Genomic DNA, 25,047 nt, shown 5'->3' with positions numbered 1-25,047 from the left:
CAGAAAAGAGCCACCCCTGTCATATACGACTGAGGGAGGCGGCTCCGGTTTGCTCACGGAACATCTATACGATATTGGGCACCTGCCACACGACAGGCGTTAGTTCGATTTGCTCACCTAACCATTGTTGGGCAATCTTCCTAAACATGCGCGGGTCTCCGCTGCAGAAGAATTGATGCACGGGAATATTACCATCACGCGTCAAACGATTGCGGTCATGCAGAATCGTGCTGATTTCGCGAGCGGTTTCATCTGCCGAATTGATGAGTGTCACATCACTGCCCATTACGGAAGCGATCGTATCCGATAAATAGGGGTAGTGGGTACACCCTAAGATTAACGTGTCAATATCGCGTTTCTTCAGCGGAGCCAGTGACGATTCCACCACTTCTTGTGTTTCCTTCGAGCGAAAATTACCCTGTTCGACAAGCGGAACAAAACGCGGACAAGCGAGGCTGATGACTTCAATGTTCGGAGATAGCTGCTTCAGCGCAAGTTCGTAGGCGCTGCTGCGAATCGTCCCTTCCGTACCGATGACACCGACAATCCCTGTTTGCGTACGACCGTTCGCCGCGCGAGCGCCGGGATAAATCACACCGACTACCGGAATCGCGACACGGGAGCGGATATCTTCAAGCGCGACTGCCGTTGCCGTGTTACAGGCGATAACAATCATTTTCGGGCGATATTGGATTAAATAATCAACGATTTGCCTAGTAAACCGAGTCACCTCTTCAGCTGGCCGCGGACCGTACGGAGTACGAGCGGTATCGCCGAAATACATGATTTTTTCCCGGGGAAGCTGGCGCATGACTTCTTTGACGACTGTCAAACCGCCTACACCAGAATCCAATATTGCGATCGGTTGTTGCACAGACACACCGCTTTCTTGAACGTTTTGGCTGGACTTCAATAGAATATGAATACGATGAAGAAAAGGTACCTACATCTTAGCGCAATTCCAGACAAGGTTCAACAAACCTCAACATGCTTGGCGCGCTTCCGGAAAAAGAAGAAAAAGCCGTCCCAACTGCCAGAGCATCTAAATCTGCTCGAGCAGCCGGAGCGGCTTTATCTATGGTTTCGACTTATTTGTAAGCTGGAAGCCAGTCGCCATGCGCTACGATCAGGTCATCGCACATTGCTTTGATATCATCCATCGACAGCTCTGCACTTGTGTGCGGATCAAGCATCGCAGCATGGTAGATATGCTCGCGTTTGCCTGTCATTGCAGCTTCGATTGTGAGCAGCTGCGTATTGATATTCGTGCGGTTAAGCGCAGCGCATTGCGGCGGCAGATCGCCAACGAATGTCGGCGTTACGCCATTGCGGTCAACGAGGCAGGAAACTTCTACGCAAGCTTCTTTCGGCAAGTTGGTGATCAGGCCTGTATTCATGACGTTACCGCCGATTTTGAACGGAACGTTCGTTTCGATCGCTTCGAAGATGTACGATGCATACTCATGCGTACGTTTATGCTTCAGCTCCGGATTGCTTACCAGCTCTTCCTTCAGCTTCTTCCAGTTGCCGATTTGCTCGATGCAGCGGCGCGGGTACTCATCGAGTGGAATATTGAAGCGCTCGATCAGCTCCGGATAATTGCGCTTGATGAAGTACGGGTGGTACTCGGCGTTGTGCTCGGACGATTCGGTAATGTAGTAACCGAAGTTGAGCATCATTTCGAAACGCACCATATCCCAGTGCTTCTCGTTCTGTTTCTCGCGAGCGCGGCGCTTGATTTCCGGATACAGGTCTACGCCGTCCTTGGATACTTCAAGCAGCCAAGCCATGTGGTTGATACCGGCGATTTTGGACTTTACGCCCGTCATATCCATGCCGAGGTTATCGAAGAGGTGATCTACGCAAACTTGAACGCTATGGCAGAGACCTACCGTATTGATGCCGCCGTACGTGTTCATCACGTTGGTCAGTACCGCCATCGGATTCGTGTAGTTCAGGAACAACGCGTCCGGACATACTTCTTGCATATCCTTAGCAAAATCCAGCATTACCGGAATTGTACGCAGGTTACGGAAAATACCGCCGATGCCTACAGTGTCCGCGATCGTTTGACGCAAGCCGTATTTCTTCGGAATTTCGAAGTCTGTAATCGTACAAGGATCGTAGCCGCCAACTTGAATGGCATTTACGACATATTTGGCACCGCGAAGTGCTTCCTTGCGATCCGTGTACGCTTTAATAGTGGAAGTGCTTCCGCACGTATTCTTGATATGGTTGAGCATCGTTTCGGAGTCGGACAAGCGTTCTAGGTTAATGTCAAACAATGCGATTTCGAATCCTTGGAGTGCTGGTGTGTGCAATACATCACCCAGTACGTTTTTTGCAAACACAGTGCTTCCTGCACCAATAAAAGTAATTTTCGGCATTGTATCCTCCTTGAAAATGGTCCGCCATGTAAGCGGATTAATGTCTTCTTCTATTCTCTACTATAGTGCAGGGAATAGCGGATTGAGTAGGAAAAAAAGCATGTTTTATATGTACATTTGTAGTTTTTTGATCTACAATTATCCTACTGAATTGATGAGGATTGGGGCCTTAAAAATGCCGAATACAGGCAACAAGCAGTCTAGCCTGCACCGCACATTAGATCATCATAAATTTACAGACTACAACAATACTCAGCCGGCTCAAGGTGAATTGTCGCTGCTCTTCAGCGGGGAAGGCAAGCCGGTTGCCGGTCATTTCATTGGACCAGCCGTTCATAACTATTACCTCGTGCACACCGTGCTATCGGGCCGTGGAACCTTCGAAATCAACGGGGTCCGCTATTCGTGCGTGAAAGGCGATACCTTTATTATTTTTCCGGATGAGCTGTTTACCTATAGAGCCGATGAGAAAGAACCCTGGCATTATATGTGGGTTGCCTTCAAAGGACATATCTCTGAGCATCTGCTGCTGACGCTTGGTTTCTCCCCATCACGACCCATCGTTCATACGGACGATGTTCGTCCGCTTGCAGCGCTATATCGCAAAATTCGAGGTACGCTGGAGTCCACTCCGTTTCCCGAACTCGCCGATTTGGAAGCAAACGGGCTGCTGCGCATCTTCCTGAAGGAGCTTGGACTATTGAATGCAGGCAATCTGGCCTTTAATTCCATTGCTATCGTTTCAGACATTGACAGGCAGATTAAACAGGCGGTTCGGTGGCTGTCTTATCAATATGCACAGCAAATTTCGATCGAGGATTTATCGCGAAGCTTAGGCTATCATCGCACGCATTTATCCAAGATGTTCAAGCAAGTGACAGGCGTGTCACCGATGCAATTTCTGCTCAAGGTACGGATGGAGCGAGCGAAGGAGCTGCTCAATGGCCAGTATCACCTGTCGATCGACCATGTCGCTTCTTCTGTCGGCTACACGGATGCTCTCTATTTCTCCAAGCAGTTCCGCAAAACATTCGGTTACTCACCGTCCGAGTACCGGCTGCATGCTCGAAATTTCAAATAGGATGCAGGCAACAAAAAGGCTTCGCGCATAACTCATGCAGCGAAGCCTTTTTGTTCATTCACAATGTAATGCGATTGATTAACTGATCGTTTGAAGCTCTTCTTTGCTCTCTTGAGTCAGTTCTTCCACTTTATCTTGAACCGCTTCTCCTGCTTCGTGCACGAGCTCGCCGGCGTCATCCAGCACTTCTTCTACTTCTTCTTTGCCGGCTTGGCGCCAGCTGCGAACATTGTCCAGAACAGTGCTTGCTGTTTCTTTCGCTTTGCTTGCAGCTACCGTTACGCCGCTGCCCACTTGTTTCGCGATACGGGTTGACGATTCGCCTACTTGGCCGGCAATACGAACGGTATTCTCGGTAACAACCTGTGTTCCGTCTGCGATATCTTTACGAAGTTCACGGCCTGATTTAGGTGCAAGCAACAGAGCGGTTACGGAACCGATTACGCCACCTGCAATCGCACCAACTAAGAAACTTTTCTTTCCACTGACTTTTGCCATCTTCAATACACTCCTTTGGTACAGCGGCTTGCGCTGCTTTGGTTCGCGCAGCAGCATAGCGACTGTATAATTAGTTAGTAGTATCCTGCCCTTGGTTATAGCTCGAGCATGCAGAGGATCGGCTATCTTTCCGTTTGTTCTGCCAAAACTGCCACACCGCATAACTGACCTCAGCCCAATCAAGCGCTTCTGTGATACCATGCTTCACTTTCTCGCCTGACCTTGCAGCATGTCGTTCAACCGTTTCGTTCAGGTCTGTGGAAACGCGGTTCACGGTAAAAGACAATTGATTCGCTGCATCGCCAATTCGTTTCGTTGCTTCTGCCACTTTGGACATGCCGTCCAGCTGCTTCTGCACGGTTCTGACAGTTGCGGTCACCGGATCCATCAGCGCAGTCACCTGAGCTGCCGCATGCTGCGTATACTGCTCCATCGCTTCAGCTGTTTGAATTAGCTTCCCCAGCTTGCGATCCGCTGATCGCAGCCAGAGCAAAATCCCAATTACCAATGCGATGAAAGCAGCAACCGCTGCTCCCTCAAGCCATATTCGATCCATGAGCGGACACCTCCTAACGTACTGCCTTGCGGGCTATTGCCCATTTACTTACTGACATAATACCCAGCATGGGCTTGTTTTGACACAACACTCGCAAAAAAAAGAGGCATTAGGACCATCTCCTAATACCTCTTTATGCTTATAAACCTGCAATTCGGTAGCTGCACTTGCCGCCGCCCTTAGCCAAGCATTCCGTTCGTTCCACGTCCGTTCCAAGCAGCTGTTGAAATAATGACAGCTCACATTGGCAGGCCTGCTGATAGCGATTGGCCACCTGTGCAATGGGACAATTGTATTCGTGCATCACAAGTCCGTTCTCGTCGTTCTCGAGTGATACCATGTAACCGCCCTCGTTCTGGATCGAAGCAAGCTCGGTTACTTTCTCCTCCAGCGACTTCCCATCCATGCGATAAGCATAGCGTTCGATCAGCTTGCGTTTACGGCCTTCAAACAACCGGTCAACGATAATGGCCGTCTCCGGATCATCCTCCAGCTCTTCCAGCAAGTCCAGTGCGAGAACATGGTAGTTCTTCGGGAATAACAGCTCCGCTTGCTCCGTTAGGCTGAACATATGGGTCGGTCGCCCCATTGCCTGACGCACAATGGTCGGCGCAATAAGACCGTCCCGCTCAAGCGTGCCAAGATGGCGTCGCACAGCCATTTCCGTAATTTGCAGATGCTTCGCGAGCTCACCGGCATTCATCTGTCCATTTGTCTTGAGCAGCCTGAGCACGGTCTGCCTTGTCGAACCTTCCAGCCTGAATAGCGGCTCCTTCTGCATATTCGTCGGAGTTCCATCCTGTTTCATTCCCTCACCACCTTCGGCACTACAGCGCGTTCTAATGTCGTCATTGTAACGCATTTTCGCTGATTCGTAAATCGACAACAGCCTCCGGCAGCTAGCTGCCCAGCTCTTGGACGAGGTACGCTTCAACAGCGGATTTAAATGCGATTAACGTTGCCGGCAGCTGCGTCGTTAAGGGATGAAGCTCGGCCCGGTTCCATTCAAAATAATCTTGAACGAGCGGTTTGCGCAGCCGAACAAGCTCAAGCAGCGTTTCCTGCAGCTCTGCCGGATACACGCGCTCTCCTTCAATAATCGCAACAATGTCTTCATAGCTGCTCGCATCGCGCATAATAAATCCGTCAATCAGATAGCTTCCTATATCTGTGACGGTTTCGATCGCCAAATGCAATGCACGCTCCTGAGCAAGACCTTGCAGCAAGCTGCCATTCCAATTCTTCTCAAGCTGCGTTAGCGCAATTGTGACTTCCGGGATGACGGACAGCCGCACTGCCAGCTGCTCGCGGTTTACATAATACATACCTGCAAAACCCCTGTTCCGTAATTACCTCTTGTTCTTGCGTGCTTTGCGTTTCAGCCAGACCGTCATGACAATCGCACTGATGATCACGACGATCAGGTAAGTCATCATTTCAAATACGTCACCCATGATTTAAATCGCCCTTTACCCTTTTCTTAGCTCTCGAAATCTACAGATACGGATGCTTCGCGAACCTCCGTTATATGCGCAATAACTTCTTTATGTACCGGATGAACCTGATAAGCCGCCAGCGTGTCCATGGATTCGAATTTCGTAATCAGCGCGATGTCATACGAACGTTCCGAGTGCAGAACGTCAGTCCCTACTTCAATGGATAGCAGCTCATCGATCTTGCCTTCCATATTCTTAAGCACTTGAACGGTGCGCGCAACGCTCTCCGGGCTGCCGTCCTTCAATTTGAACAATACGATATGCGTTATCATAATAAGTTCGCTCCTTCGACAATGTTTGTTGGATGCTGAACATCCTTTTGTCACATAATAACCCAAGGTCAATCTTCCAGTAAAGGAGATTCAACGCATGCGCTATCCGGTAACGATTGCCGCAACGCTTATCGGCGTCGCTTTATGCCTTTATAACTCGACAGGCTACGATCCACATAATCTGGTGTTCTTCATGTTCAGCGTTCCGGCTTGGATTACAGACATGATCGTGGACATTCATGAGGTCAATGTGTACTTGATGTATGTGCTAACGATCGCCAGCTGGGCACTGCTCGGCTTCATCTGCGATTACGCGGTTGCCAGAAGCCGCAGAGGCCGTCGCCGCTCGTATGACTAATGGAGTGATAATGATAAAAAAGGAGCCGTTTGCGGGCTCCTTTTTGCTTGTTATTCAACGATTAGAACGGACTTCATCTCTAGATGGCCTGTTCCGCAAGCAACGGCACAGTGCATCTCGTATTTACCCGGTTTATCGAATACCACTTCTTGCTCCATCTTGTCGCCTTGAAGATCAATACCCAGATCAGGAATGGCAAGACCGTGCACGCCGCTCTTATTGATCAATTTGAGTTTTACTTTATCGCCTGCTTTAACTTTGTACTCTTCTTTGTCGAATACGAAGTCAGATGAGGCTTCCACTTTCAATAATGTAACGCCCGGCGGCAATGACGCTGCCTCGTCAACCGGCTTACCCGGAAGCTGAGTCGTCAGCAAGTATACGCCCAAAACCGAAGCTGCTGCGAAAACGATGAACATAATCCACTTATGCATTGCTTCTTGCTCCCCTTTTCATCAAATGTCTACTCCCTATATTACATAAGATCGTCCGTTCTTCTCAACCTTAAACCGCTTCTGTAAATAAACTTTTTTCGGCTTTTTGACAAAATGATGAACGTCACCTCGTCAAGTAGCTCTTCAGCAGCCGCTCGGATTCAGCCTTCACGAAGGTCCATGGCATAGAGAACGAATGCCGGTAGCCCATGCAGCTGTATTCTGCACAGAGTCCTGCCGTGCTCCGCTTCTCCTTGTCAACGCCGATGCCGCTGTCCCGAAACTGTCTGCGCATGGCAGCCAGCTCAAGCAGCACCCGATCTTGGAGCCCTCTAATCATCGATTCGTAAAGCCTCGGCAGCTTCGTAGCAGTCGCGCCAATGATTCGAATATCATGGTCGAGAATTTGATTCACGATACCAAGCAGCACGTAGCGTTTCACTAATTCCAGCTCCTTGCCGATCTGAACGGGCGTTGAAGACCCCGCCATATCTACAGCCATACTGACCCCTCCAAGCACTGCGCATAAGAACATTTGTTCTCATTATAACAAGTGCAATTTGAAGTTGCAAGGCGTGTAGGCGGTGTTCGGATAAGAAAAAAAGACCATCCCAAACAGGATGGCCTCAAAACAAGCGAGCTATACTTTACTTTTTGTTCTTGAGCACTTCTATAAGTTGACGAAGGCGGTCCGGCATGGGAACGCCGATTCTTCCTAGATTTTCGGTAATCGAAATTAGTTCATTCGCCAAATAGAAGTATATGGCTCCGCCCATTGCTATGCTGCTAAGCTCCAGTAAGATGTCAATGCGGTGCGCCAGCAGTATGACAACGAGCATAATGCCTTTTCTGGCAATGCCCCATGAACCTATGGAACTGTTTAGTTTCTTCTCCTTAATAGCAGCCGTAATACCTGTGATATAATCCGTTCCCATCGCAACGAGAAGGAGCGTTAAGGATTCCGGCCACATTCCGAAAGAGAAGGTTACAAGTGATCCAAACAAAGCTGTGATGGTGCAGACGATCGTATGCGGCACAACCTCACTCTCCCTTCGTATTGCGCTTACAAATCTATCATATGCAGGAGAATATGAGGTTGTCCGTCAAATAGCCCTAGAAACGTATATCGTTTGTATATGTTTTGGAGGAATAGCAGTAGATCTTCATGGAATCTATTCTCGTGCCGCGAATCGATAGACCGTGCTGAAATAATCGCTATGCGGGATGGATTTGGCTACACCGGCATACATCAGCTCGTCGCCGCCTACCACCTCGTCCGTTCCGATCCATTCATAGCTATAGTCACTGCGCAGTCCTTTGAGCTTCAGTCTGTTAAGCGGCGCGTTCGGCTCATTAAGCTCGACAACATGGACGACCAGCACTTCCCGCTGATCCGGCGACACGAACATCCACGCCGTCTCATTGCCCTCAAATGGGCTTAGCAGCCTGTAGAAGGTACCGTATTGCACCAGCTCACGAACTTCCTTCACCAGCTCAACTTGGCGTTTGACCTCTTCCTTCTCCGCTTCCGTAAATGCAGTCAAATCAAGCTCATAGCCGAAATTGCCGGACATCGCCACATCCCCGCGCGTCTTCAGCGGTGTTACACGGCCAACCTGATGATTAGGAGATGCCGATACGTGGGCGCCCATCGAGCTGATCGGGTAAACGATGCTGGTGCCGTATTGAATCTTCAGCCTGCTGATCGCATCGGAGTTGTCGCTTGTCCATATTTGCGGCATATAGTACAGCATCCCGGGATCGAAGCGGCCTCCACCGCCGGAGCAGCTCTCGAACAAAACATGCGGGAATGCGGTCGTAATTTGTTCCAGTACGTTATACAGCCCAAGCATGTAACGGTGTGCCGTTTCACGCTGGCGTTCCGCCGGCAGCAACGCCGAGCCGATCTCCGACATATTGCGGTTCATATCCCATTTCACATACGTAATCGGCGCGCTCTTCAGGATCGAGCCGATTGCCTCAATAATGTAAGCTTGAACATCCGCGCGTGAGAGATCGAGAATGAGCTGCTTTCTTCCCTCAGAGCGGCGACGCCCAGGCACGTGCAAACACCAGTCAGGATGCGCACGATAAAGATCGCTGTCCGGCGAGACCATCTCCGGCTCAAACCACAGACCGAATTGCAGACCGTGGCTGCGTACCCGCTCAGCCAAATCTTCCAAGCCCTGCGGAAGCTTCTTCGGATCGACGATCCAATCTCCGAGCGAACAATTGTCACTATCGCGCTTGCCAAACCAGCCGTCATCCAGCACGAACAGTTCAAGTCCGAGCTCGCTGCCTGCTTTCGCAATGGATTCGATCTTGTCGGCATTAAACTTAAAGTACGTTGCTTCCCAATTGTTGACCAGGATAGGTCTTATCGCATCGCGGAAATCACCGCGGCACAGCCGCGTACGGTACAACTCGTGATACGTGTGGGACATCGTGCCAAGTCCGGCCGAGGAGAAGACCATAACAGCCTCCGGTGTCTGGAACGCTTCGCCCGGCTCGAGCCGCCAGGAGAAATCGAACGGATTAATCCCCATATAAGCGCGTGCCGTGTGGTATTGATCCACCTCGACGCCAGCCGTGAAGCTGCCGCTGTAAACCAGACTGAAACCATACACGTCCCCCTGATCCTCGGTCGCCCCTTCGCCAAGAAGCGCGAAGAACGGATTGTTGGCGTGGCTGCTTGATCCGCGGCGGCTCTCGATAGCCTGAACGCCGGGCGTAAGCGCGCGTTTATGAATATAACGCTCACGTGCCCAAGTGCCGGAGAGCTGCAGAAGCTCGAATCCATCATGCGGCAGATCGACGCTAACACTCAGCGCTCTGGTCAACTGCATAACAGATGGGCTGTCATTCACAATACGAGCCGAGCGAATGACCGCATCAAACGCTTCAAAGACCGTATAGGATAGCTCTACCGTAAGTCCTGCAAGCTTGTCCGCCAATGTGACGATCAGCGTCTGTGCTTCATCAGCCGATTCCGCGTAAACAGCAGGCAGACCTTCAAGCGCCGGTTTGCCGTTTACGATGCGGTGCGAGACATAGAGCAGCTCCGTTACGGTTGTCCCGTTGGCAAGCTGCACCGCATAGGCCGGGTTTCTCAGATCGCTTGAACCATAGCCGGGGTATTCCTGCGGTAGTGTATCGAGTGAAATTGTACGATCCTCCGGAATTGGATTCGGACTAAACGAACACCGTTCCATGCGCTGCAATAGGCGCGAAGCATCCGGATTATTGAGCTTGCGACCCCAATAGAGATGTGTCGGGAATCCTTCCAACGCTTGGAAAATATAACTCATGGAGCGGGTCTGAAGGTGAAAGAGATTGGTAGCGGAATTGAAAATAATCGACATATGCAGCTCTCCCCAATATGGAATAAACGACTCTCCTTAGAGTTCGTTCGAAACGACTAAACCGTAGTCGTCTACCAGTATAGGGCCTTATGATCCCGTACTACATGGATGCTTTTAGCCGTCATATGGATGAATGTAGGATTCTAACTCCCCCCTTACGCCTACTTCATCTCAAAAACGCCTGCATGCACGATTTTGAAAGCTACACTTACCTTGAGATCTGCCTCGCCTGGATGCCAACTCTCGGCTGACGCTGTCTTCTTCCACTGACGGAGATGGTACCGATACAGCACCTCCTCTAAATTCAGCAGGTCTGCGCCTTGTTTAACTCCGGCCAAGTAAGTCTGCTTAATCTCAGCCCGGATGATCTCGCGAATCTGTCCTTCAAGCTGCGGAATCGACAGCGAATTGCCCATTTCACTCAATTCACCTTTTGCTTTTACCTGCAGCTCGAACGTCGGTCGCCCATTCATCATCTTTACTTTTTTCTTCACTTTCATTTTCCTGATCGTAACGACGTCAGTGCCATCCCCTTTGTTCTGCACCGCATAAATGGCTCGTTTAAAACTATTACTCGACCACCGAACACCTAACGATTGCTTTAAGGGCAAGTAGAGCGGCTTCTTCTTGCCTTTGAACGCAAACACGCCATCGAGCTCCTGCACGGTTATCGGTTTAGCATTCTCGTGCCAAGTATCCTGCGTCACACCGATGCTGGGCAGCAGTGCCGTAACCGCCTTCTCGTTATAATCCGCAACGAAAGTCTGCATCGTAACCGGAGGCACGGAACTGCTCTGTTTCGCCTGAGTCTGAGGACTGTACATAAGGCTGTACAACTGAGACAGATTAAAGAAAGCACTCGAGGTCAGCAATTCCATCATGTCGCCTCGCGTTCCAAAGATCCATGAGGTATATCTGGTGACGCGAACGCGATTCACGGCATCCAAGATCTCATTCATCTTAACCATCGCCGGTTCACGAACGATAACGACTTTCACTTGCTCGAAATTAAGCGTGCTTTGCGTTGATATGGCAATTTGATTGGTTGCGGTGTGGACACTCTTCCCGCGGCCAACTCCTACCCAAACGGAAGGCTTCATGGATTTGGGACTCTCTGACTTTGCTATCGAAGAGAAGTCCAGCGTTTGCACATGTACCACATACTGCCCATCCTGATAATCAATTCCCATTGCCGTGACAAAAGCTTGCGCGCTTAGATCGGTCGTGTCTCCGCAACCGCTCAGCATGCAGGTCAGCAACAGCGTTGACAGCAACTGCAGCAGCGCCTTGCTTAGCCTAGTCATGGCAGATTTCGCTTGGCGCGGTATTTCCAAGGCAACTGCCAGATCGCGGAGAGCATCTTCTTAAACTGGAAAGGGGCAATCGGCTTCATGAACGGCATCCCAAACGACTCCAGCGTGCAATAATAGAGCATCACCGAAAACAGCGAAATAAAGAAACCGAACAGCCCCAGAAACGCGGAGGCCACAATGATATAAAAACGAATGACGGTGACTGACCCGTTCAGTGATTGGTTTACGAGCGTAAACGTCGAAACGGCCGTTACAGCTGTAATGACCAGCATGGTTGGTGACGTTAAACCAGCTCGTATGGCAGCATCACCCACAATGAGCCCTCCAACAACCGTAACCGTCTGACCGACCGCCCTCGGCAGTCGTACACCGGCTTCACGGAACATTTCAAACATCAGCATCATCATAATCAACTCCATCTGCGGACTGAGAGGCAATCCAATTCTGGACATCGTTACCGTGGCAAGCAGCGCAAACGGTATTTGATCATTATTGAAGGCAAGCAATCCCAGCCAGAAGCCGGGAAGCGTGCCGGCTATGAAAAAGCTGATAAATCGCAATGTTCTTTCAAAGGCGACGAAGTAGAACGGCTGATACGCATCCTCCGGGGATTTGACCAATAAGGAAACATTAACCGGGGCGATCAATGCTGCCGGGCTGCCATCCACAAGAATAGCCACGCGTCCGTTCATCAAGGACTGGACGACGAAGTCCGGTCTGCCTACGTATTCGATAAGCGGCACGAGCGCGATGGATCGGTCTGAGATAATATCTTCCAGCTCTCCGGCTCCATGCAAGGCGGCGATATGAATTCCCTTCAATCTCGTTCTGGCCTCATTAATGACGCTCTGCGAAGTGACGCCTTGCATGGATAGCAAACAAATTTTCGTCTGCGTCTCCGTTCCTATGGTGAACCACTCTACATGCATCTTCGGTGTGCGCAGTCGTTTGCGAATCAGTGCCAAATTAGTTACGATCTCTTCGACGAACCCATCGCGTGGTCCCTTCACCGACAATTCCAGCGTGGACTCTTCCGGGCTTCGTCCAGGCTGATGCGAACAATTGATGGCATAGAATTGTCCGCTTTCCTGCTTCCAAATAATCACGTGTCCGGAGAACAAACGATCGAACAGCTTCATTCCCTCCGGGCCCGGTTCTAATTTCATGATTAGCGGGCTCTTCTCCGGATCTAATTGCAGGCGGCTTCCGTCTGAGCCCAGCAGGTCCTGCAAAAGATGAGTATCAATCAACCCGCCGGAATACATCATTGTAAAATGTTCGGGCTCCCCGGTCATGCCCAGCTCGCGCTGCAAATGGTGGATTTCCACATCTCCGCAGCTGCTGATTGCCTCAACCAGCCATTCAGAGGTTATTTGCCGCTCCTGCTTCAGCTGGTTGTTTTGGGTTTTCATCAAGGCCGCCCTCCTTCGGAACTCCTTTGAACGATAACAACCATAATCCCGTGGTCACGAATACAGCAATGCCAATATCCATGATAAAAGTAAGCTGGATGATCGACTGTGCAGCGTTTAAATGTCCTAAGAGGATTTTGCCGAGCACGATATAGATCAAAATTAACGTTACTATGAAGGTCAACCGAGCCTTCGGCTTACGCAGCGGGATTAACTCTATTACAAGTGCCATACCAAGCGAGATCCGTACGAATGCCCCGGAAATCCACTGATAAATCGCGAAGAAATCCACATGCTCGACATACTTCCCTATAGATACGAGCCTCCACTGCGCGAATGCGGGGTAAAGCAGTTTATCTGCTTCTTCAGGGCCAAACTCGGTAATGGCACCTATAGAGGGACCAAGCATGAGCAGCATAATAAAGCCAAGCTGCAGGAGCAGCTGCCAATTCTTCATGACGCCGCTGAAGAAATGTTGAAGAAACAACAGCATGAACAGTTCCATCAAGCAGCTGGCGGCGTAAACGGCTCCGTGCAGCGGAGCACCCCACCCCTTCTCCACCATCGGAAGCAGGAGCGCATAGTTCTTGTTCGGCATATTGACGCTCATGACAAAATCGCCCAGAATGACGACTCCCGGCAGCAGCAAGCACGACATGTAGGCAATGGCTCGCAATCCGTTCCAAACCGCAAAACCAATGAGTGTCATGAAACAAATCATCACGACAAGCTGCGGCGTTTCCGGTAAATACGTGGAGGAAGTCCAAGAGGTCGTTTGAAGAAACGATTGAAAACTGGTATGCAGGAGAAGGAGAATAACGGGCGAAATAAGTACCCACGCTCCGAATGGGGATAATCGCGTTCGCAGCCATTTCCGTAAATTAATTTGTTTGGTTCGCTTCATCGTTCCGGTAATGAAAACCGTTGCCCATGGTACGAGAACAACGAAAGCGATAATGCCGCACATCCATGCATCCCTGCTGGAAACTTCAAGCACCGTAGGCAGCAGGATAACATGAGATGAAAGCCCGACCGATAAGGTCAGCATCATGAATACCGGCCAGAAGCCGAGTGATTTCTCCTTCATGTGGTATCGGAGCCTCCTTCCATTTCGGCATAGTTTTACCAAATTGCGCACAAAAAAACCGACCGCCGCCGATTAAACATCGGGGCGATCGGTTGGTTCAGGCAAGCTAGGCGATAACGCCTTTCTTGAGAATGAGATTGGCATATAAGGCACTTTCGCTTGTAGCAACGATCGCATAGGCTTTGCGCGCGCGATCGTAGAACTCGAAGCGTTCGATCATTTCGAACGTCTCGCTTTTGCCTGTGCGCTCACGAATGATGGTTTCGAAGGTACCCCAGATCGGCGTTTCCGCTTTGTCGCCCGGCACCACCTGCATGAGCGTCACCGGCTTCTCGACGTATTGATCGAGCGGGAACAACTGCAGAATAGCGTTCAGCACTTCCGGCACATTATGGCCGTCACAGCGTACCAAGCGCTGTGCGTTGCTGGCTGCAGGGTAGTTGCCGTCCCCGATGACGATTTCGTCGCCGTGTCCCATTTCCATTAAGATCTTGAGCAATTCAGGTGAGATGATGTTAGGGATTCCGTGTAGCATGAGTGATCCTCCTAAGGTAGGGTAGTGGATGTCTTATTTGTATAGCGCTCCGAAATTGTTGCAAGCACGGTAGTCCGCGCTCTCCGGATTGTCCGTACCAAACAGCGACCAAGCGCGCGGACGGAATATGTTCTCTTCAGGCACATTGTGCATATTGACCGGAATACGGAGCATGGAAGCAAGTGTAATCAGGTCCGCGCCGATATGGCCATAGCTGATAGAGCCATGGTTTGCGCCCCAGTTGTCCATCACGTCGTAAACGCTGCGGAACGCGCCTTTGCCTGTCAAGGATGGTGCAAACCAAGTTGTCGGCCACGTCGGGTCCGTCCGTTTGTCGAGCGTATCATGCACATGCTCAGGCAGGTCTACGGAATATCCTTCGGCGATTTGGAGAACCGGTCCGATCCCCTTCACCAGATTGATGCGGGACATCGTCATCGGCATGCCGCCGCGAGTCAAATAATCCGACGAATAGCCGCCGCCTCTGAAGTATTCCAAGGAAGCCGGACGCCATGAGGTTGCATCCAAGCAGCGCTGTGCTTCCTCCTCGCTGATTTCCCAGAAAGGCTTCATCACCGGCTTGCCGCCTCGTTCTTGCTGCCCCGTACCGTCAAGCGTTGCCGGTCCGGAATTAATCAGATGCAGAATGCCGTTCTCGGCATGGCCTTCCAGACGGTGGCCTGTCACGCGTTCAACGGAATCCGGACTCCAGAATGTACGCACATCGGCGAAGATTTGAGCCGTATTCGTGAGGAGGGTTCCGAACAGCATCACTGCGCCGTTCAAGCTGTCATTCTCTGTAGCGACGATGTAAGGTGCCCTGATGCCGTTCCAGTCGAAGGAGGAATTCAGGATTGCCTCCATGAAATCACCATTCGGGAAGTGGTCCGTCCACGCCCGCTGCCCTTGGAATCCTGAAACAATCGCATTATGTCCAAGCGCTTCCTCGCCATACCCGAGCTCATCGAGGCGCGGATTGCCGACCATGAGGTCACGGGCAATCTGCGTCATTTTGACAACCGTTTCCCAATCCTTATCCTTCTGTTCACGGGTAGTTCGGATGGAATCCGGATTGTTGTCCGGGCCTTCCACGCAGTTCTTCTTCACCCATTCCAGCGCTTGCTCGTATTCGGCAGGATCATAGATGCCTTGCTCCATGCGGCGGACAAACTCTGTCATATCCACATAGTCGGTACGCATGCCGAGATATTCCTGGAAGAACGCATCGTTGACGATGGAGCCTGCAATCCCCATGGAAACCGAGCCCATCGACAGATAGGTCTTTCCTTTCATGTAAGCAACTACAAGTCCTGCACGTGCAAATCCGAGCAATTTATCGCGTACATCTGAAGGAATCGAGGTATCGCCGGTATCTTGCACTTCATTGCCGTAAATGCCGAACGCGGGGAGTCCTTTCTGTGCGTAACCGGACAACACGGCTGCGAGATATACCGCACCTGGACGCTCTGTCCCATTAAAGCCCCAAACCGCTTTCGGAATCGAGGGGTCCAAATCGATGGTTTCCGTGCCATAACACCAGCAAGGTGTTACCGTGATGGAAACCCCGACATTCTCACGTGCAAACTTGGTGCCGCAAGCCGCAGCTTCCGCCACACCGCCGATACATGTATCTGCAATTACGCATTCCACCGGTTCCCCGTTCGGGTAGCGCAGATTCTCCAAGAATAGTCTTGCTACCGATCTCGCCATCTCCATCGTTTGCTCTTCAAGCGACTCGCGGATCCCTTTGCGTCTGCCGTCAATTGCGGGTCTAATCCCGATCTTGGGAAATGAGGATTCAAATCGAGTGCGGATATCTGCCACAGCTAACCCCTCCATTGTCCATGAATGATAAATAATGTTACCGATAACATTAAAATAACAATGAAACCGCTTGCTGTCAATCCGTTTCTTGTATACTATTAGTGCATGATTTGTCGATAAGGAGTACGTCCAGCATGGTTACAATCTATGATATTGCGGCACAAGCGAATGTGTCGGCGATGACTGTTTCGAGAGTTATCAATAACACTGGCAAGATCAGCGAGAAAACCCGTTTGAAGGTGAAGAAGGTGATGGAAGAGCTGGGGTATGTGCCTAATCAAATGGCGCGAAGCCTCGTATTGCAACAAACCCGCATCTTGTTTCTGCTCATAACGGATATTATGAACCCCTTCTATACGACGCTCGCACGCGGCGCAGAAGATGCTGCGCGCAAACACGGTTACCGCCTGCTGTTTGGCAACAGCGACGAGAGCATGGATAAGGAAGGGGACTATATCAACACCATTCTGACAACACGGGTAGATGGGGCATTGCTTGCGCCGACAGGCGATCCATCGCTCCCTCACTTGGAGCAGCTGCGCAAGCACAATGTGCCGTTCGTTCTTCTAGATCGCGAGGTTCCCGGCATCGCCTGCGATATCGTGCTCGGCGACAGCAGGGATGGAGCCCGTTCGTTGGTAGAACATCTGGTGGAGCAAGGTCATCGTCGTATCGCACTCGTGAACGGTTCCCCTTCCATCTCGAGCGCTCGGCTCCGGTTGCAAGGTTTTCAAGAAGCGATAAAGCTGAACGATCTGACGCTGCGCGAACAGGATGTCCATGAAACAACCTTCGGACCGCATCTGGATGTCGAGGCCATGGGGCAATGGATAGACAGTATGGCCGGTGAATCGATGCCCACTGCCATTATGGCGGGCAACAATGTCCTGGCAGTCGTCCTCATTCGGCTGCTGCGCGCCAGGGGACTGCGCATACCGGAGGATATATCGGTTGTCTGCTTCGATGATTTCGGATTGAACTCCGAAATGGATCCGTTCATCACCGTGGCTGCGCAGCAAGCTTATCAATTCGGTTTTCTTGGGATGCAGATGCTTATTGAGCGTATTCAAGAGCGCAGCAGTGCGCCACCGTGGAAGCGGGTCATGCTGCCGGCGGAGCTAATTGTGCGGCGGTCCGTGAGGAAACAGGATTAGAGTTTGCCATAGTAACATGGCGACCGTGCGCGCGAGAAGCCGACGTTGGTTACAGCGTCGGCTTTTTGGGCTTCCGGAACGGATAATGTGCTGTTCCTCCTCGTTGAGCGCATGCGTTTGTCGCATTGCCGATGCTTACGGTTGTGACAGCGCTTATTTAGCATAAATTCACCCATTTTCATTTCTAACGGTTGCCACTGAGCTTATTGAACGTTTTCCACTAGGAACCGCCCCATTTGCTGCAAATAACGTCTGCCACAACCGTTAGAGTTTCAAACAGGCTGATTCTCATGAAATAGCCACCCTGACAACCGTTAGACTTTATTCATGTGGGAAAGGCCAACCAACGGCTCTCGAGACTTGCGCAAATCAACATTTGCTGCTGGATGCTGCGAAAAACCGTCGATTATCTCCAAAGTATACTTTTATCAAACCTTCGTTATATCTTGAATAAACTCTTCAAATCGTTGAATTCATCATTGAAAACCCCTCCTTTAAAGTATATATTAGTATATGCAAGTATACCTATAAAGGAGGTTAATTATGAAGAGAGTTAAACGTTGGATGATTTGGATGACTTGCTTGGCGGTTCTTATTCCGTTCATTCCGGGTCCCAAGACGGCCGAGGCGGCCGTGCTGCAGACGGATATCGGAAGCTTCGAATCCGGGACCGATGGCTGGCAATGGGGCAGTAACGTCACCGGGTTATCGAATGTAACAAGCAGCCTGAATGGTCCGCAAACACCATACGGCGGCAACCGTATGGGCGAGCTGACAACCGCATCCGCAGCGGGAACGACGTGGCGATCGACCTACAAGAACTTCTCCCCTGCCATCAACGTATCCGCAACTCCGTACTTCCACGGCGCTTTCAACACCTACGGCATTAATCCATCGCATACTCAGTTTGAAGTAAGGATTACGTTCACTAGCGGCACTCAAACCTTAGTCTCCACGCAAGCCATCGCCGGTGACACCTGGAATGAGCTCAGCGTCGACCTCAGTGATTGGGCCTACCGAACGAGCATTTCGAAAATCGAAGTTGCCTACCGCTCTGTAACCTACACATCCGCTTGGACCGGCAAACATCAGCTGGATAATATCGGCTTCTCTGCTTACCCTGCTGCTTATCCGGGCTCCATAAGTTCACTATCCGCTAGTTCTACGCAGATCACAGCTGCCGGAACCTACAACACCGCTTCCTCCGTTCAACTTGACCTCATCGAGCTCCAGACCTACGAACAATACAATATCAATACAACTTACACGGCTGATGCCACACAAACCGTAACGCCAAGCGGCGGGGTTGCCAGCTTTTCACTTTCCACCGCACGATATGCCTCCTCCCGCGACAAAGCCTACTCCAAGTTCGTCGTCATCAACCACACCACCAAGAAACTCGTAGCCAGTCCTACTTATGTCACGCAGCAGACAGCCTCCGTCAACACCTTTGCTTTTCCAACGGCAAGCTCGATCAAAGGACTGCAGGTGCAAACGGTCGATGACGCGCAGAAGCTTGGCATCAGCCATGCGGCACTGAACGTGTCTTTTAACGAGCTGTTCCTAGACAACGCAACAGGTGCCATTCCGTTCGTGATGGACGGCACTACTTATTATTTCAAGCAATCTTACATTAATGGGCTTGACCATGACATCAAGACATTGTCGGATGATGATGTCATCGTCAGCCTCATTCTCATCATGTACAACGCAGCGGGGACGATTAACTCGAAGCTCCTTCATCCCGATTATGCCGGCGGCACTGTCGCGGCAATCAATACGACCAATGCGGATGGCGTCCGATATTGGAAAGCAGGCGCCGAGTTCCTCGCGAGCCGATATACCAGAAGTGACGAGTTATACGGCAGAGCTGTTAACTATATCGTCGGGAACGAAGTTAACTCTCAAGCCTATTGGTACGACATGGGCAACAAGCAGCTGCAAGACTTCGTAGAGCAGTACGCCCGGGCTTATCGTATTGCGGAGACTGCAGTGAAGAAGTACTATTCCAATGCCAGAACCTACATCTCCCTCGATCATTTCTGGAACGGAAGCGTTGGATCTGATGCACTTCGCACTTACAAAGGCAAAGGGATCATGGATGAATTCAATAAACGAATTACTGCGGAGGGGAACATCCCTTGGAATATCGCGTACCATCCTTATCCGGAGGATTTGTTCGATCCGACGATCTGGAACGATACGAGCGTGACGAACAGTTCAGACTCCGTTCGAATCAACTTCAAGAACCTGCAAGTGTTGACCAATTACATCGGAGCGGCGAACTATTTGTATGGCGGGAATAAGCGGAGAATTATTTTGTCCGAGCAAGGCTTCCACTCCCTCAGCAACTCATTGGCGGATCAGAAAACGCAAGCTGCCGCTTACGCCTACTCCTACTACAAAGCGAAATTCCTTGGCGGCATCGACTCCTTCATCCTGCATCGCCATGTCGATCATGGCGGCGAAGGCGGCTTGAACCTCGGATTATGGAAACGAGATACGGCCAAATCGGTGTTATATGCGCCGAAGGATCAGAAGTACATCTACAATGTGTTCCAGAAGATCGATACGAGTGATTCTGCGACGGTAACCGATTTTGCAAAAGCGATTATCGGCATTACGGACTGGGCTACTGTTATCCCGGGCTACAACGCCTCCTTGCTGGCCGATCGGACGCCTCCTGCAGTCGGTACGCTCTCGTCTGTGGGTTCAATCACGCCGACTGCTAACGTGTCTACCTTCGAATCCTCTGCCGATGGCTGGGCCATCTCTGAATATTCACAATCGGCGGCAACCGTATCCAGCTTCGCCAACAGCCCGGGTACTCCGTTTAGCGGTTCAAAAGCTTTCGAGATTAACCTCAACAACGCGACGACCGGCGATGGTGAAGGCGGAGCTCGGGCAGAGAAAGGCATCACGAAAGTGTTCTCTTCGCCTATCAATGTGACGAGCACACCTAAGTTCCAATTTGCTTTAGATTCATATGGAGCTTGCCCAGGGGCCACGCAGTATAATGTGACCGTTCGGATTTACAGCGGCGGCAACATTATAGAAGGGAAAGCGACAATGACGCCCGATACTTGGAACAAGTATTCGATGGATCTCAGCGGCTGGGCATACAAAGGCAGCATCGACAAAATCAAAATCTGGTACAGCGCCAATTCTACTTCGATTTGGAATGCGTACTACCAGGTGGATCAGATTGGTTTTAGCTCTTAGGATTAGGGTTAGATAACAAAAGGTCACCCGGTAGGTACTGGGTGACCTTTTGTTGTCACGAGGGGCGAGGGGCAATCTGCTTTATGTTCCGTACTTTCGCGAGCGATGACGCACATGCTTTGCCGCATTCCAACTTTAACGGTTGTGAGAGTGGTTAATCGGCATTAATCTACCCATTATTTTTTCTAACGGTTGCCAGCGAACTTATTTGCACGTTTTCCACTAGGAATCGACCATTTTACTGCAGATAACGTCTGTCACAACCGTTAGCCGTTCTAAGGGGCTCATTTTCATGAAATAGCCACGCTGACAACCGTTAAAGTTTTTTGTTCATGTTGTATCGACGAAGAAGTGGCTGTCGAGACTATCTCGACAGCCTGAGGTCACCCAGTAGATGTACGGGATGACCTTTTCCTTACTCAACCGACACTTCATCGCTGATCCCGATATCATCCATCATCACTTTCCCTTGATCGCTCGTGAAATAGAAAGTAACTTGCGTCAGCTCCTCAGGGTCGAAATCCGGATTCGCTTCCTCGAAGCGTTCGAATGGCAAATTGTACGTCTGAAATACCGCTTCGGTAGGCACTTTGTATTTGCCGTTCTTAATCGTCTTCTCGAGCCAAGGAAACCGCGTAAATATCGTATAAGGCAGCGGTGTAACCGGCTTGAATTCATCCAGCGGCAGGCGAACCGTTGCGCCATCCTCGCTCTTCAGCTCGACATCGATGTCAGGAAGCGGGATATCGAGACCTTCATCTCCATCCGTCAAGTCTTGCTCCAGATTCGTCATGGAGAAGATAAGCTGCTTGTCCTCGCCCGCTTCACCGACCTGCTCCCCGACTGTATCCGGCAGCTCAAGCGTAAAGCTTCCGTCCTCTTCTTTCCACTGAAGCACGACGCCGCGGGAGCCTTTCTTATTACCGTCTCGATCCTCTGCCCCTTCTTCGGACCACTGCAGATTGTCCGCTTTGGCCTTCACTCCACCGCTCATCTTGGACTTGTCATAGTCTTCATCCATTCGAGCGAGCGGTAAGAAGCTGCTGTCTTCGTATCGATTGATATACGTCGCTTGCGGAAGCCACTCTAATCCTGTGCGATAATCGCTGAACAGCGGCTCATATTCCTTCTTCCCATACAGCGCTGCTTCCAGAAAAGAGCTAATATAGACTTTGGCGATTTCTCGCTGATCTTCTGCCGGAATCATCCCGCTTCTGCGCAGCAGCAGGCCGCCGGGCAGGCTGTCGTCCATCGTTCCCCAGTCCGTATTAAACCGGCTGTGGTTTGCCTCCCCGATATAGAGCGTCGCCTTGAAGCGATCCGAACCAGGAGAGAACGATGTTCGAATATATTGTCGTTCGCCGTTAAAGGTGTCCACGTCACCGTCACTCGCTCCCTGCAGGGACAGATAATATTTATCCTTCAACTCAGCCTTCATCTTATCCACATTCGTATCTGTCGGCGCTACGCCAACAACGGCCTGAATGTTGATGTTCTTCATGCTGGCCAACGTTTTGTCATCCTTAAACCACTTGTTGCGGTCAGCCGCCATGGCAACGGCCTGTCCGCCCCTGGAATGTCCGATTAGCGCCACTTGCTGCAAGTTAACCGCTTGATAGAACGGATTATCCTTCTGCTCGCTAAACGTCGCAATTTGCTGCAGGTGCTTGAGCAGAATCCATGCCCGAACCTTCATATCATTGTTTGGAATATTGCCCCAGAAGGAGTAATTCAGAAAATTCTCATCAACCGAGACTGCGATAAATCCTCTGCTCGCAAGCATTTCACCGAGATATTCATATCCGCCATCCGAGAATTGCTCCATCAGATGATTACCGTGAACGATGAGTACGAGCGGATAATTCCCCTTCTCCTCAGGCATCCATACGCGGCCATTCAGGGGCAGCTCTTGCTGATCGAATCCCCAGAAGAAATGGCGCAGCCAATTCCAGCGTTTGATATATGGGGATGCATCTACGGATTGCGATGTCAGATCAACGCCTGAGCCGAATTCGTCGCGATGTGTATCATTCCCGCTGCCATAGGTGAAACTACGGACACGGTAAAGTCCGGTCTCCGCCGGATTGTCGGCCTGCAGCAGTTCTAATCCGGCATTAGGTGAACCTGAATCGTCAGCTGGCAAGGCAGTTACAGGCAGTGCAGCAGACTGTACATTCATCGGCCACTTATCGAAGGTCAATCCGGCCAGCGTAATGGCAATAACCAACGTTACTTTCACCAGCACCGCGATCCGGCGGCTTGCAAGCACACCGATAAACAGTCCGCCTAACACGCCGATCAAGGCAAAGCTGACACTCATAATAATGGATAACGGATCCCCGATATCCGCTTCATCACAGATCTTATACATGATCGTACCCGTAGCCGCGAACACGGCCAGCGTCAGTCGCGGAACCGGTACATAGCAAAGTGTCAGCAAATAAGCGCCTATCACACCTGCTGCGCCTATAACGATGACGCCGAGCAGTACGATAAGCACGCAGTCGAAGAGGACGCCAATCCCTGTCGGCATCCCTAGTGCTGCAATAATAAGTAATGTACTGCAAACGATCCAAACGCCAACTAGCGCGTACCGCCAAATTGTAGTGTCATAAGAAAAGGTATGTTTAGCCCGATCCAGCAGCCAACTCGCAAGTCTCTTCAAGAAGCTCTCTCTCGCTGGAGGCGCCGGCATCGGCGTTATGAGTTCAAGTTCCATAGATGGCTGGCTCCTCGGATTCATAGATTATATCTCGATTATACGCCGCATTTGAGCCTCAACCAACAGCTATTTGTTGTCATTGCCGGGACTCTCGAAATTCACCTTGATCGATAAAATCTCGCTCCGACTGCCAATTCGAATTGGCGGCCCCCACGTTCCGAAACCCGAAGAAACAAATGCATGCAGCTGACCTTTAAGCAAATAACCGTAATCCAGCTCAAAAATCCGTCTGGTCACCAAATGGTTCGGTGCCATCTGACCACGATGCGTATGTCCATGCACAGAGAGGTCTACTACTCCTGTTTTGGCTAGATCACCGATTGAGCTTGGCTGATGATCCATAACAATAACCGGCAATGCGTGATCCAATCCCTCTATCAGCTCTGCCACAGGCTTTCGATTATGATCGGATTTATCCTTGCGCCCGATAAGGTAGAATCGATTGTCAATGAGCTGTGCTTCATCAAGCAGCACCGGGATGCCAACATCCTTCATTTCTTTGACATAGACGGGCACGCCGCCGCCATAATTCTCATGATTGCCCAGAATAGCGAATATGCCGTATCGGGTTTTGATTTCCGCCAGTTTGCGTCCATATTTATGTTTAACGAACGGCTCTACAGCATCATCCAGCACATCGCCGGGCAGCAGCATAATATCCGGCTTTAGCGCATTCGCTTGATCCACAAGACGCTGCAAATGCCTTCCGCGTACTGTCGACCCGAGATGAAGGTCCGAAGCAACAGCAATATGAAGCGGTTGTCCATTCCCTGCCTCCTTCGGAATTGTAACCTCATAACGCCGAACAATCGGACTCCATGCGTGGAAAGAGCCCACTGCCAGAATGACCAAAACAATCACAATCACTGCCCCACCGGTTATGAGAATCGAATCTCTATTCGAGAATGAAGCTGCGCGAAGTCCCCATGCAGCCAAATCGGCGAAGGGGAGCAACAGAACACTGTATTGCATCACTGCAATCCAATAGGAACCGATCCATTTCAGACCTTCTCCCATAAATCCGGGTAACGCTTTGCGAAGCAGCCTCGCGAGGATATAAGAGAATGCGATAATACCAAATACCGGCCAAAACAACCCCCCCGGTACATTCCCGCCTGCTACTGAAATAAATAACTGCAAATGCCATCCAATGTAAACCTGCAAGCCTAGAAATATGGATAAAATAATGGTCAATCTGACTGCCATAATGCCTCCCCCGCATGGAGCTTCTCCACGATTTCATCGTTCTATGATTCTCTTTAACCCATTTCTATCAGTATACCGATTCCACGCGCAAATAGCGATTTCACTCTAGTTGCCACTAACTTCCGATA

22 protein-coding genes are annotated in these 25,047 nt (G+C 50.6%); 4 read left to right on the top strand and 18 right to left on the bottom strand.

The genetic code is table 11. The annotated features are described in order from the left end of the window. Positions 1-64 precede the first annotated feature (64 nt). Both racE and melA read right to left on the bottom strand, forming a co-directional pair. Complete coding sequence (racE, locus tag AC0YN4_RS13215; protein ID WP_475780180.1) at positions 65-874, bottom strand: glutamate racemase; 810 nt, start codon at positions 872-874, stop codon at positions 65-67. Between the two features lie 214 nt (positions 875-1,088). Beyond that, a complete protein-coding gene (gene melA / locus AC0YN4_RS13210) occupies positions 1,089-2,387 on the bottom strand; it encodes an alpha-galactosidase (protein WP_475780179.1) in 1,299 nt (432 codons plus the stop codon). Positions 2,388-2,562: 175 nt separating this feature from the next. On the opposite strand from melA, the gene AC0YN4_RS13205 reads away from it, so the two are divergent. After that, positions 2,563-3,468 carry an AraC family transcriptional regulator gene (locus AC0YN4_RS13205; RefSeq protein WP_475780178.1) on the top strand — a complete coding sequence of 302 codons (906 nt, stop codon included), beginning with the start codon at positions 2,563-2,565 and terminating at the stop codon, positions 3,466-3,468. A gap of 78 nt (positions 3,469-3,546) precedes the next feature. On the opposite strand, the gene AC0YN4_RS13200 is transcribed toward AC0YN4_RS13205, so the two are convergent. From AC0YN4_RS13200 to AC0YN4_RS13180, 5 genes are all read right to left on the bottom strand, one after another. Continuing rightward, positions 3,547-3,966: a YtxH domain-containing protein gene (locus tag AC0YN4_RS13200; RefSeq protein ID WP_475835984.1), complete on the bottom strand. Its 420-nt coding sequence runs from the start codon at positions 3,964-3,966 to the stop codon at positions 3,547-3,549. Between the two features lie 70 nt (positions 3,967-4,036). Further along, positions 4,037-4,522, bottom strand: coding sequence for a hypothetical protein (locus AC0YN4_RS13195; protein WP_475780176.1), 486 nt, complete (start codon positions 4,520-4,522; stop codon positions 4,037-4,039). Between the two features lie 139 nt (positions 4,523-4,661). Then, positions 4,662-5,330: a helix-turn-helix transcriptional regulator gene (locus tag AC0YN4_RS13190; protein ID WP_475835983.1), complete on the bottom strand. Its 669-nt coding sequence runs from the start codon at positions 5,328-5,330 to the stop codon at positions 4,662-4,664. Positions 5,331-5,421: 91 nt separating this feature from the next. Continuing rightward, positions 5,422-5,847: a DUF86 domain-containing protein gene (locus AC0YN4_RS13185; RefSeq protein WP_475835982.1), complete on the bottom strand. Its 426-nt coding sequence runs from the start codon at positions 5,845-5,847 to the stop codon at positions 5,422-5,424. Between the two features lie 155 nt (positions 5,848-6,002). Continuing rightward, positions 6,003-6,290: a Dabb family protein gene (locus AC0YN4_RS13180; protein ID WP_475780173.1), complete on the bottom strand. Its 288-nt coding sequence runs from the start codon at positions 6,288-6,290 to the stop codon at positions 6,003-6,005. 97 nt (positions 6,291-6,387) lie between these two features. Here AC0YN4_RS13180 and AC0YN4_RS13175 point away from each other — a divergent pair, with 97 nt between their 5' ends. Further along, positions 6,388-6,648 carry a hypothetical protein gene (locus AC0YN4_RS13175; protein ID WP_090982943.1) on the top strand — a complete coding sequence of 87 codons (261 nt, stop codon included), beginning with the start codon at positions 6,388-6,390 and terminating at the stop codon, positions 6,646-6,648. 50 nt (positions 6,649-6,698) lie between these two features. On the opposite strand, the gene AC0YN4_RS13170 is transcribed toward AC0YN4_RS13175, so the two are convergent. From AC0YN4_RS13170 to AC0YN4_RS13130, 9 genes are all read right to left on the bottom strand, one after another. Further along, positions 6,699-7,082, bottom strand: coding sequence for a cupredoxin domain-containing protein (locus AC0YN4_RS13170; RefSeq protein WP_090982941.1), 384 nt, complete (start codon positions 7,080-7,082; stop codon positions 6,699-6,701). Between the two features lie 124 nt (positions 7,083-7,206). Continuing rightward, a complete protein-coding gene (locus AC0YN4_RS13165) occupies positions 7,207-7,584 on the bottom strand; it encodes a YhjD family protein (protein WP_090982939.1) in 378 nt (125 codons plus the stop codon). A 145-nt stretch (positions 7,585-7,729) separates the two neighbouring features. Then, positions 7,730-8,119 carry a phage holin family protein gene (locus AC0YN4_RS13160; RefSeq protein WP_091214630.1) on the bottom strand — a complete coding sequence of 130 codons (390 nt, stop codon included), beginning with the start codon at positions 8,117-8,119 and terminating at the stop codon, positions 7,730-7,732. Between the two features lie 135 nt (positions 8,120-8,254). Then, positions 8,255-10,444 carry an alpha-galactosidase gene (locus AC0YN4_RS13155; protein ID WP_475835981.1) on the bottom strand — a complete coding sequence of 730 codons (2,190 nt, stop codon included), beginning with the start codon at positions 10,442-10,444 and terminating at the stop codon, positions 8,255-8,257. Positions 10,445-10,605: 161 nt separating this feature from the next. After that, positions 10,606-11,748: a Ger(x)C family spore germination protein gene (locus AC0YN4_RS13150; RefSeq protein WP_475780170.1), complete on the bottom strand. Its 1,143-nt coding sequence runs from the start codon at positions 11,746-11,748 to the stop codon at positions 10,606-10,608. After that, positions 11,745-13,169: a spore germination protein gene (locus AC0YN4_RS13145; protein WP_475780169.1), complete on the bottom strand. Its 1,425-nt coding sequence runs from the start codon at positions 13,167-13,169 to the stop codon at positions 11,745-11,747. The genes AC0YN4_RS13150 and AC0YN4_RS13145 overlap by 4 nt, the downstream gene beginning before the upstream one ends. Then, positions 13,120-14,256: a GerAB/ArcD/ProY family transporter gene (locus AC0YN4_RS13140; RefSeq protein ID WP_475780168.1), complete on the bottom strand. Its 1,137-nt coding sequence runs from the start codon at positions 14,254-14,256 to the stop codon at positions 13,120-13,122. The genes AC0YN4_RS13145 and AC0YN4_RS13140 overlap by 50 nt, the downstream gene beginning before the upstream one ends. A gap of 106 nt (positions 14,257-14,362) precedes the next feature. Continuing rightward, positions 14,363-14,791, bottom strand: coding sequence for an RbsD/FucU family protein (locus AC0YN4_RS13135; RefSeq protein WP_090982927.1), 429 nt, complete (start codon positions 14,789-14,791; stop codon positions 14,363-14,365). Positions 14,792-14,824: 33 nt separating this feature from the next. Then, on the bottom strand, positions 14,825-16,630 hold the full coding sequence (locus AC0YN4_RS13130) for an L-fucose isomerase (RefSeq protein WP_475835980.1): 1,806 nt from the start codon (positions 16,628-16,630) through the stop codon (positions 14,825-14,827). A gap of 119 nt (positions 16,631-16,749) precedes the next feature. Here AC0YN4_RS13130 and AC0YN4_RS13125 point away from each other — a divergent pair, with 119 nt between their 5' ends. After that, a complete protein-coding gene (locus AC0YN4_RS13125) occupies positions 16,750-17,769 on the top strand; it encodes a LacI family DNA-binding transcriptional regulator (RefSeq protein WP_475835979.1) in 1,020 nt (339 codons plus the stop codon). Between the two features lie 543 nt (positions 17,770-18,312). Beyond that, a complete protein-coding gene (locus tag AC0YN4_RS13120; RefSeq protein WP_475835978.1) occupies positions 18,313-20,991 on the top strand; it encodes a DUF5722 domain-containing protein in 2,679 nt (892 codons plus the stop codon). 415 nt (positions 20,992-21,406) lie between these two features. Here the strand turns inward: AC0YN4_RS13120 and AC0YN4_RS13115 are convergent, their stop codons facing one another. Next, positions 21,407-23,710 (bottom strand): alpha/beta hydrolase, encoded by a 2,304-nt coding sequence (locus AC0YN4_RS13115; protein ID WP_475835977.1) that lies wholly within the window; start codon positions 23,708-23,710, stop codon positions 21,407-21,409. A gap of 69 nt (positions 23,711-23,779) precedes the next feature. Next, positions 23,780-24,919, bottom strand: coding sequence for a metallophosphoesterase (locus tag AC0YN4_RS13110; RefSeq protein ID WP_475835976.1), 1,140 nt, complete (start codon positions 24,917-24,919; stop codon positions 23,780-23,782). Between the last annotated feature and the right edge of the window lie 128 nt (positions 24,920-25,047).

The organism is Paenibacillus sp. J22R3, assembly GCF_056269305.1.
Note: the sequence above shows the minus strand (reverse complement) of the source record. Positions and strands in the feature narration are given on the sequence as shown.

Bases quoted from the DNA above. Each gene is read 5' to 3' on its own strand.
- AC0YN4_RS13175 (WP_090982943.1), top strand. From the start codon at position 6,388: ATGCGCTATCCGGTAACGATTGCCGCAACGCTTATCGGCGTCGCTTTA.
- AC0YN4_RS13150 (WP_475780170.1), bottom strand. From the start codon at position 11,748: ATGACTAGGCTAAGCAAGGCGCTGCTGCAGTTGCTGTCAACGCTGTTG.
- AC0YN4_RS13135 (WP_090982927.1), bottom strand. From the start codon at position 14,791: ATGCTACACGGAATCCCTAACATCATCTCACCTGAATTGCTCAAGATC.
- AC0YN4_RS13205 (WP_475780178.1), top strand. From the start codon at position 2,563: ATGCCGAATACAGGCAACAAGCAGTCTAGCCTGCACCGCACATTAGAT.
- AC0YN4_RS13170 (WP_090982941.1), bottom strand. From the start codon at position 7,082: ATGCATAAGTGGATTATGTTCATCGTTTTCGCAGCAGCTTCGGTTTTG.
- AC0YN4_RS13180 (WP_475780173.1), bottom strand. From the start codon at position 6,290: ATGATAACGCATATCGTATTGTTCAAATTGAAGGACGGCAGCCCGGAG.
- AC0YN4_RS13125 (WP_475835979.1), top strand. From the start codon at position 16,750: ATGGTTACAATCTATGATATTGCGGCACAAGCGAATGTGTCGGCGATG.
- AC0YN4_RS13130 (WP_475835980.1), bottom strand. From the start codon at position 16,630: ATGGAGGGGTTAGCTGTGGCAGATATCCGCACTCGATTTGAATCCTCA.
- AC0YN4_RS13145 (WP_475780169.1), bottom strand. From the start codon at position 13,169: ATGAAAACCCAAAACAACCAGCTGAAGCAGGAGCGGCAAATAACCTCT.
- AC0YN4_RS13140 (WP_475780168.1), bottom strand. From the start codon at position 14,256: ATGAAGGAGAAATCACTCGGCTTCTGGCCGGTATTCATGATGCTGACC.
- AC0YN4_RS13185 (WP_475835982.1), bottom strand. From the start codon at position 5,847: ATGTATTATGTAAACCGCGAGCAGCTGGCAGTGCGGCTGTCCGTCATC.
- AC0YN4_RS13110 (WP_475835976.1), bottom strand. From the start codon at position 24,919: ATGGCAGTCAGATTGACCATTATTTTATCCATATTTCTAGGCTTGCAG.
- AC0YN4_RS13200 (WP_475835984.1), bottom strand. From the start codon at position 3,966: ATGGCAAAAGTCAGTGGAAAGAAAAGTTTCTTAGTTGGTGCGATTGCA.
- melA (WP_475780179.1), bottom strand. From the start codon at position 2,387: ATGCCGAAAATTACTTTTATTGGTGCAGGAAGCACTGTGTTTGCAAAA.
- AC0YN4_RS13120 (WP_475835978.1), top strand. From the start codon at position 18,313: ATGAAGAGAGTTAAACGTTGGATGATTTGGATGACTTGCTTGGCGGTT.
- AC0YN4_RS13190 (WP_475835983.1), bottom strand. From the start codon at position 5,330: ATGAAACAGGATGGAACTCCGACGAATATGCAGAAGGAGCCGCTATTC.
- AC0YN4_RS13195 (WP_475780176.1), bottom strand. From the start codon at position 4,522: ATGGATCGAATATGGCTTGAGGGAGCAGCGGTTGCTGCTTTCATCGCA.
- AC0YN4_RS13115 (WP_475835977.1), bottom strand. From the start codon at position 23,710: ATGGAACTTGAACTCATAACGCCGATGCCGGCGCCTCCAGCGAGAGAG.
- AC0YN4_RS13155 (WP_475835981.1), bottom strand. From the start codon at position 10,444: ATGTCGATTATTTTCAATTCCGCTACCAATCTCTTTCACCTTCAGACC.
- AC0YN4_RS13165 (WP_090982939.1), bottom strand. From the start codon at position 7,584: ATGGCTGTAGATATGGCGGGGTCTTCAACGCCCGTTCAGATCGGCAAG.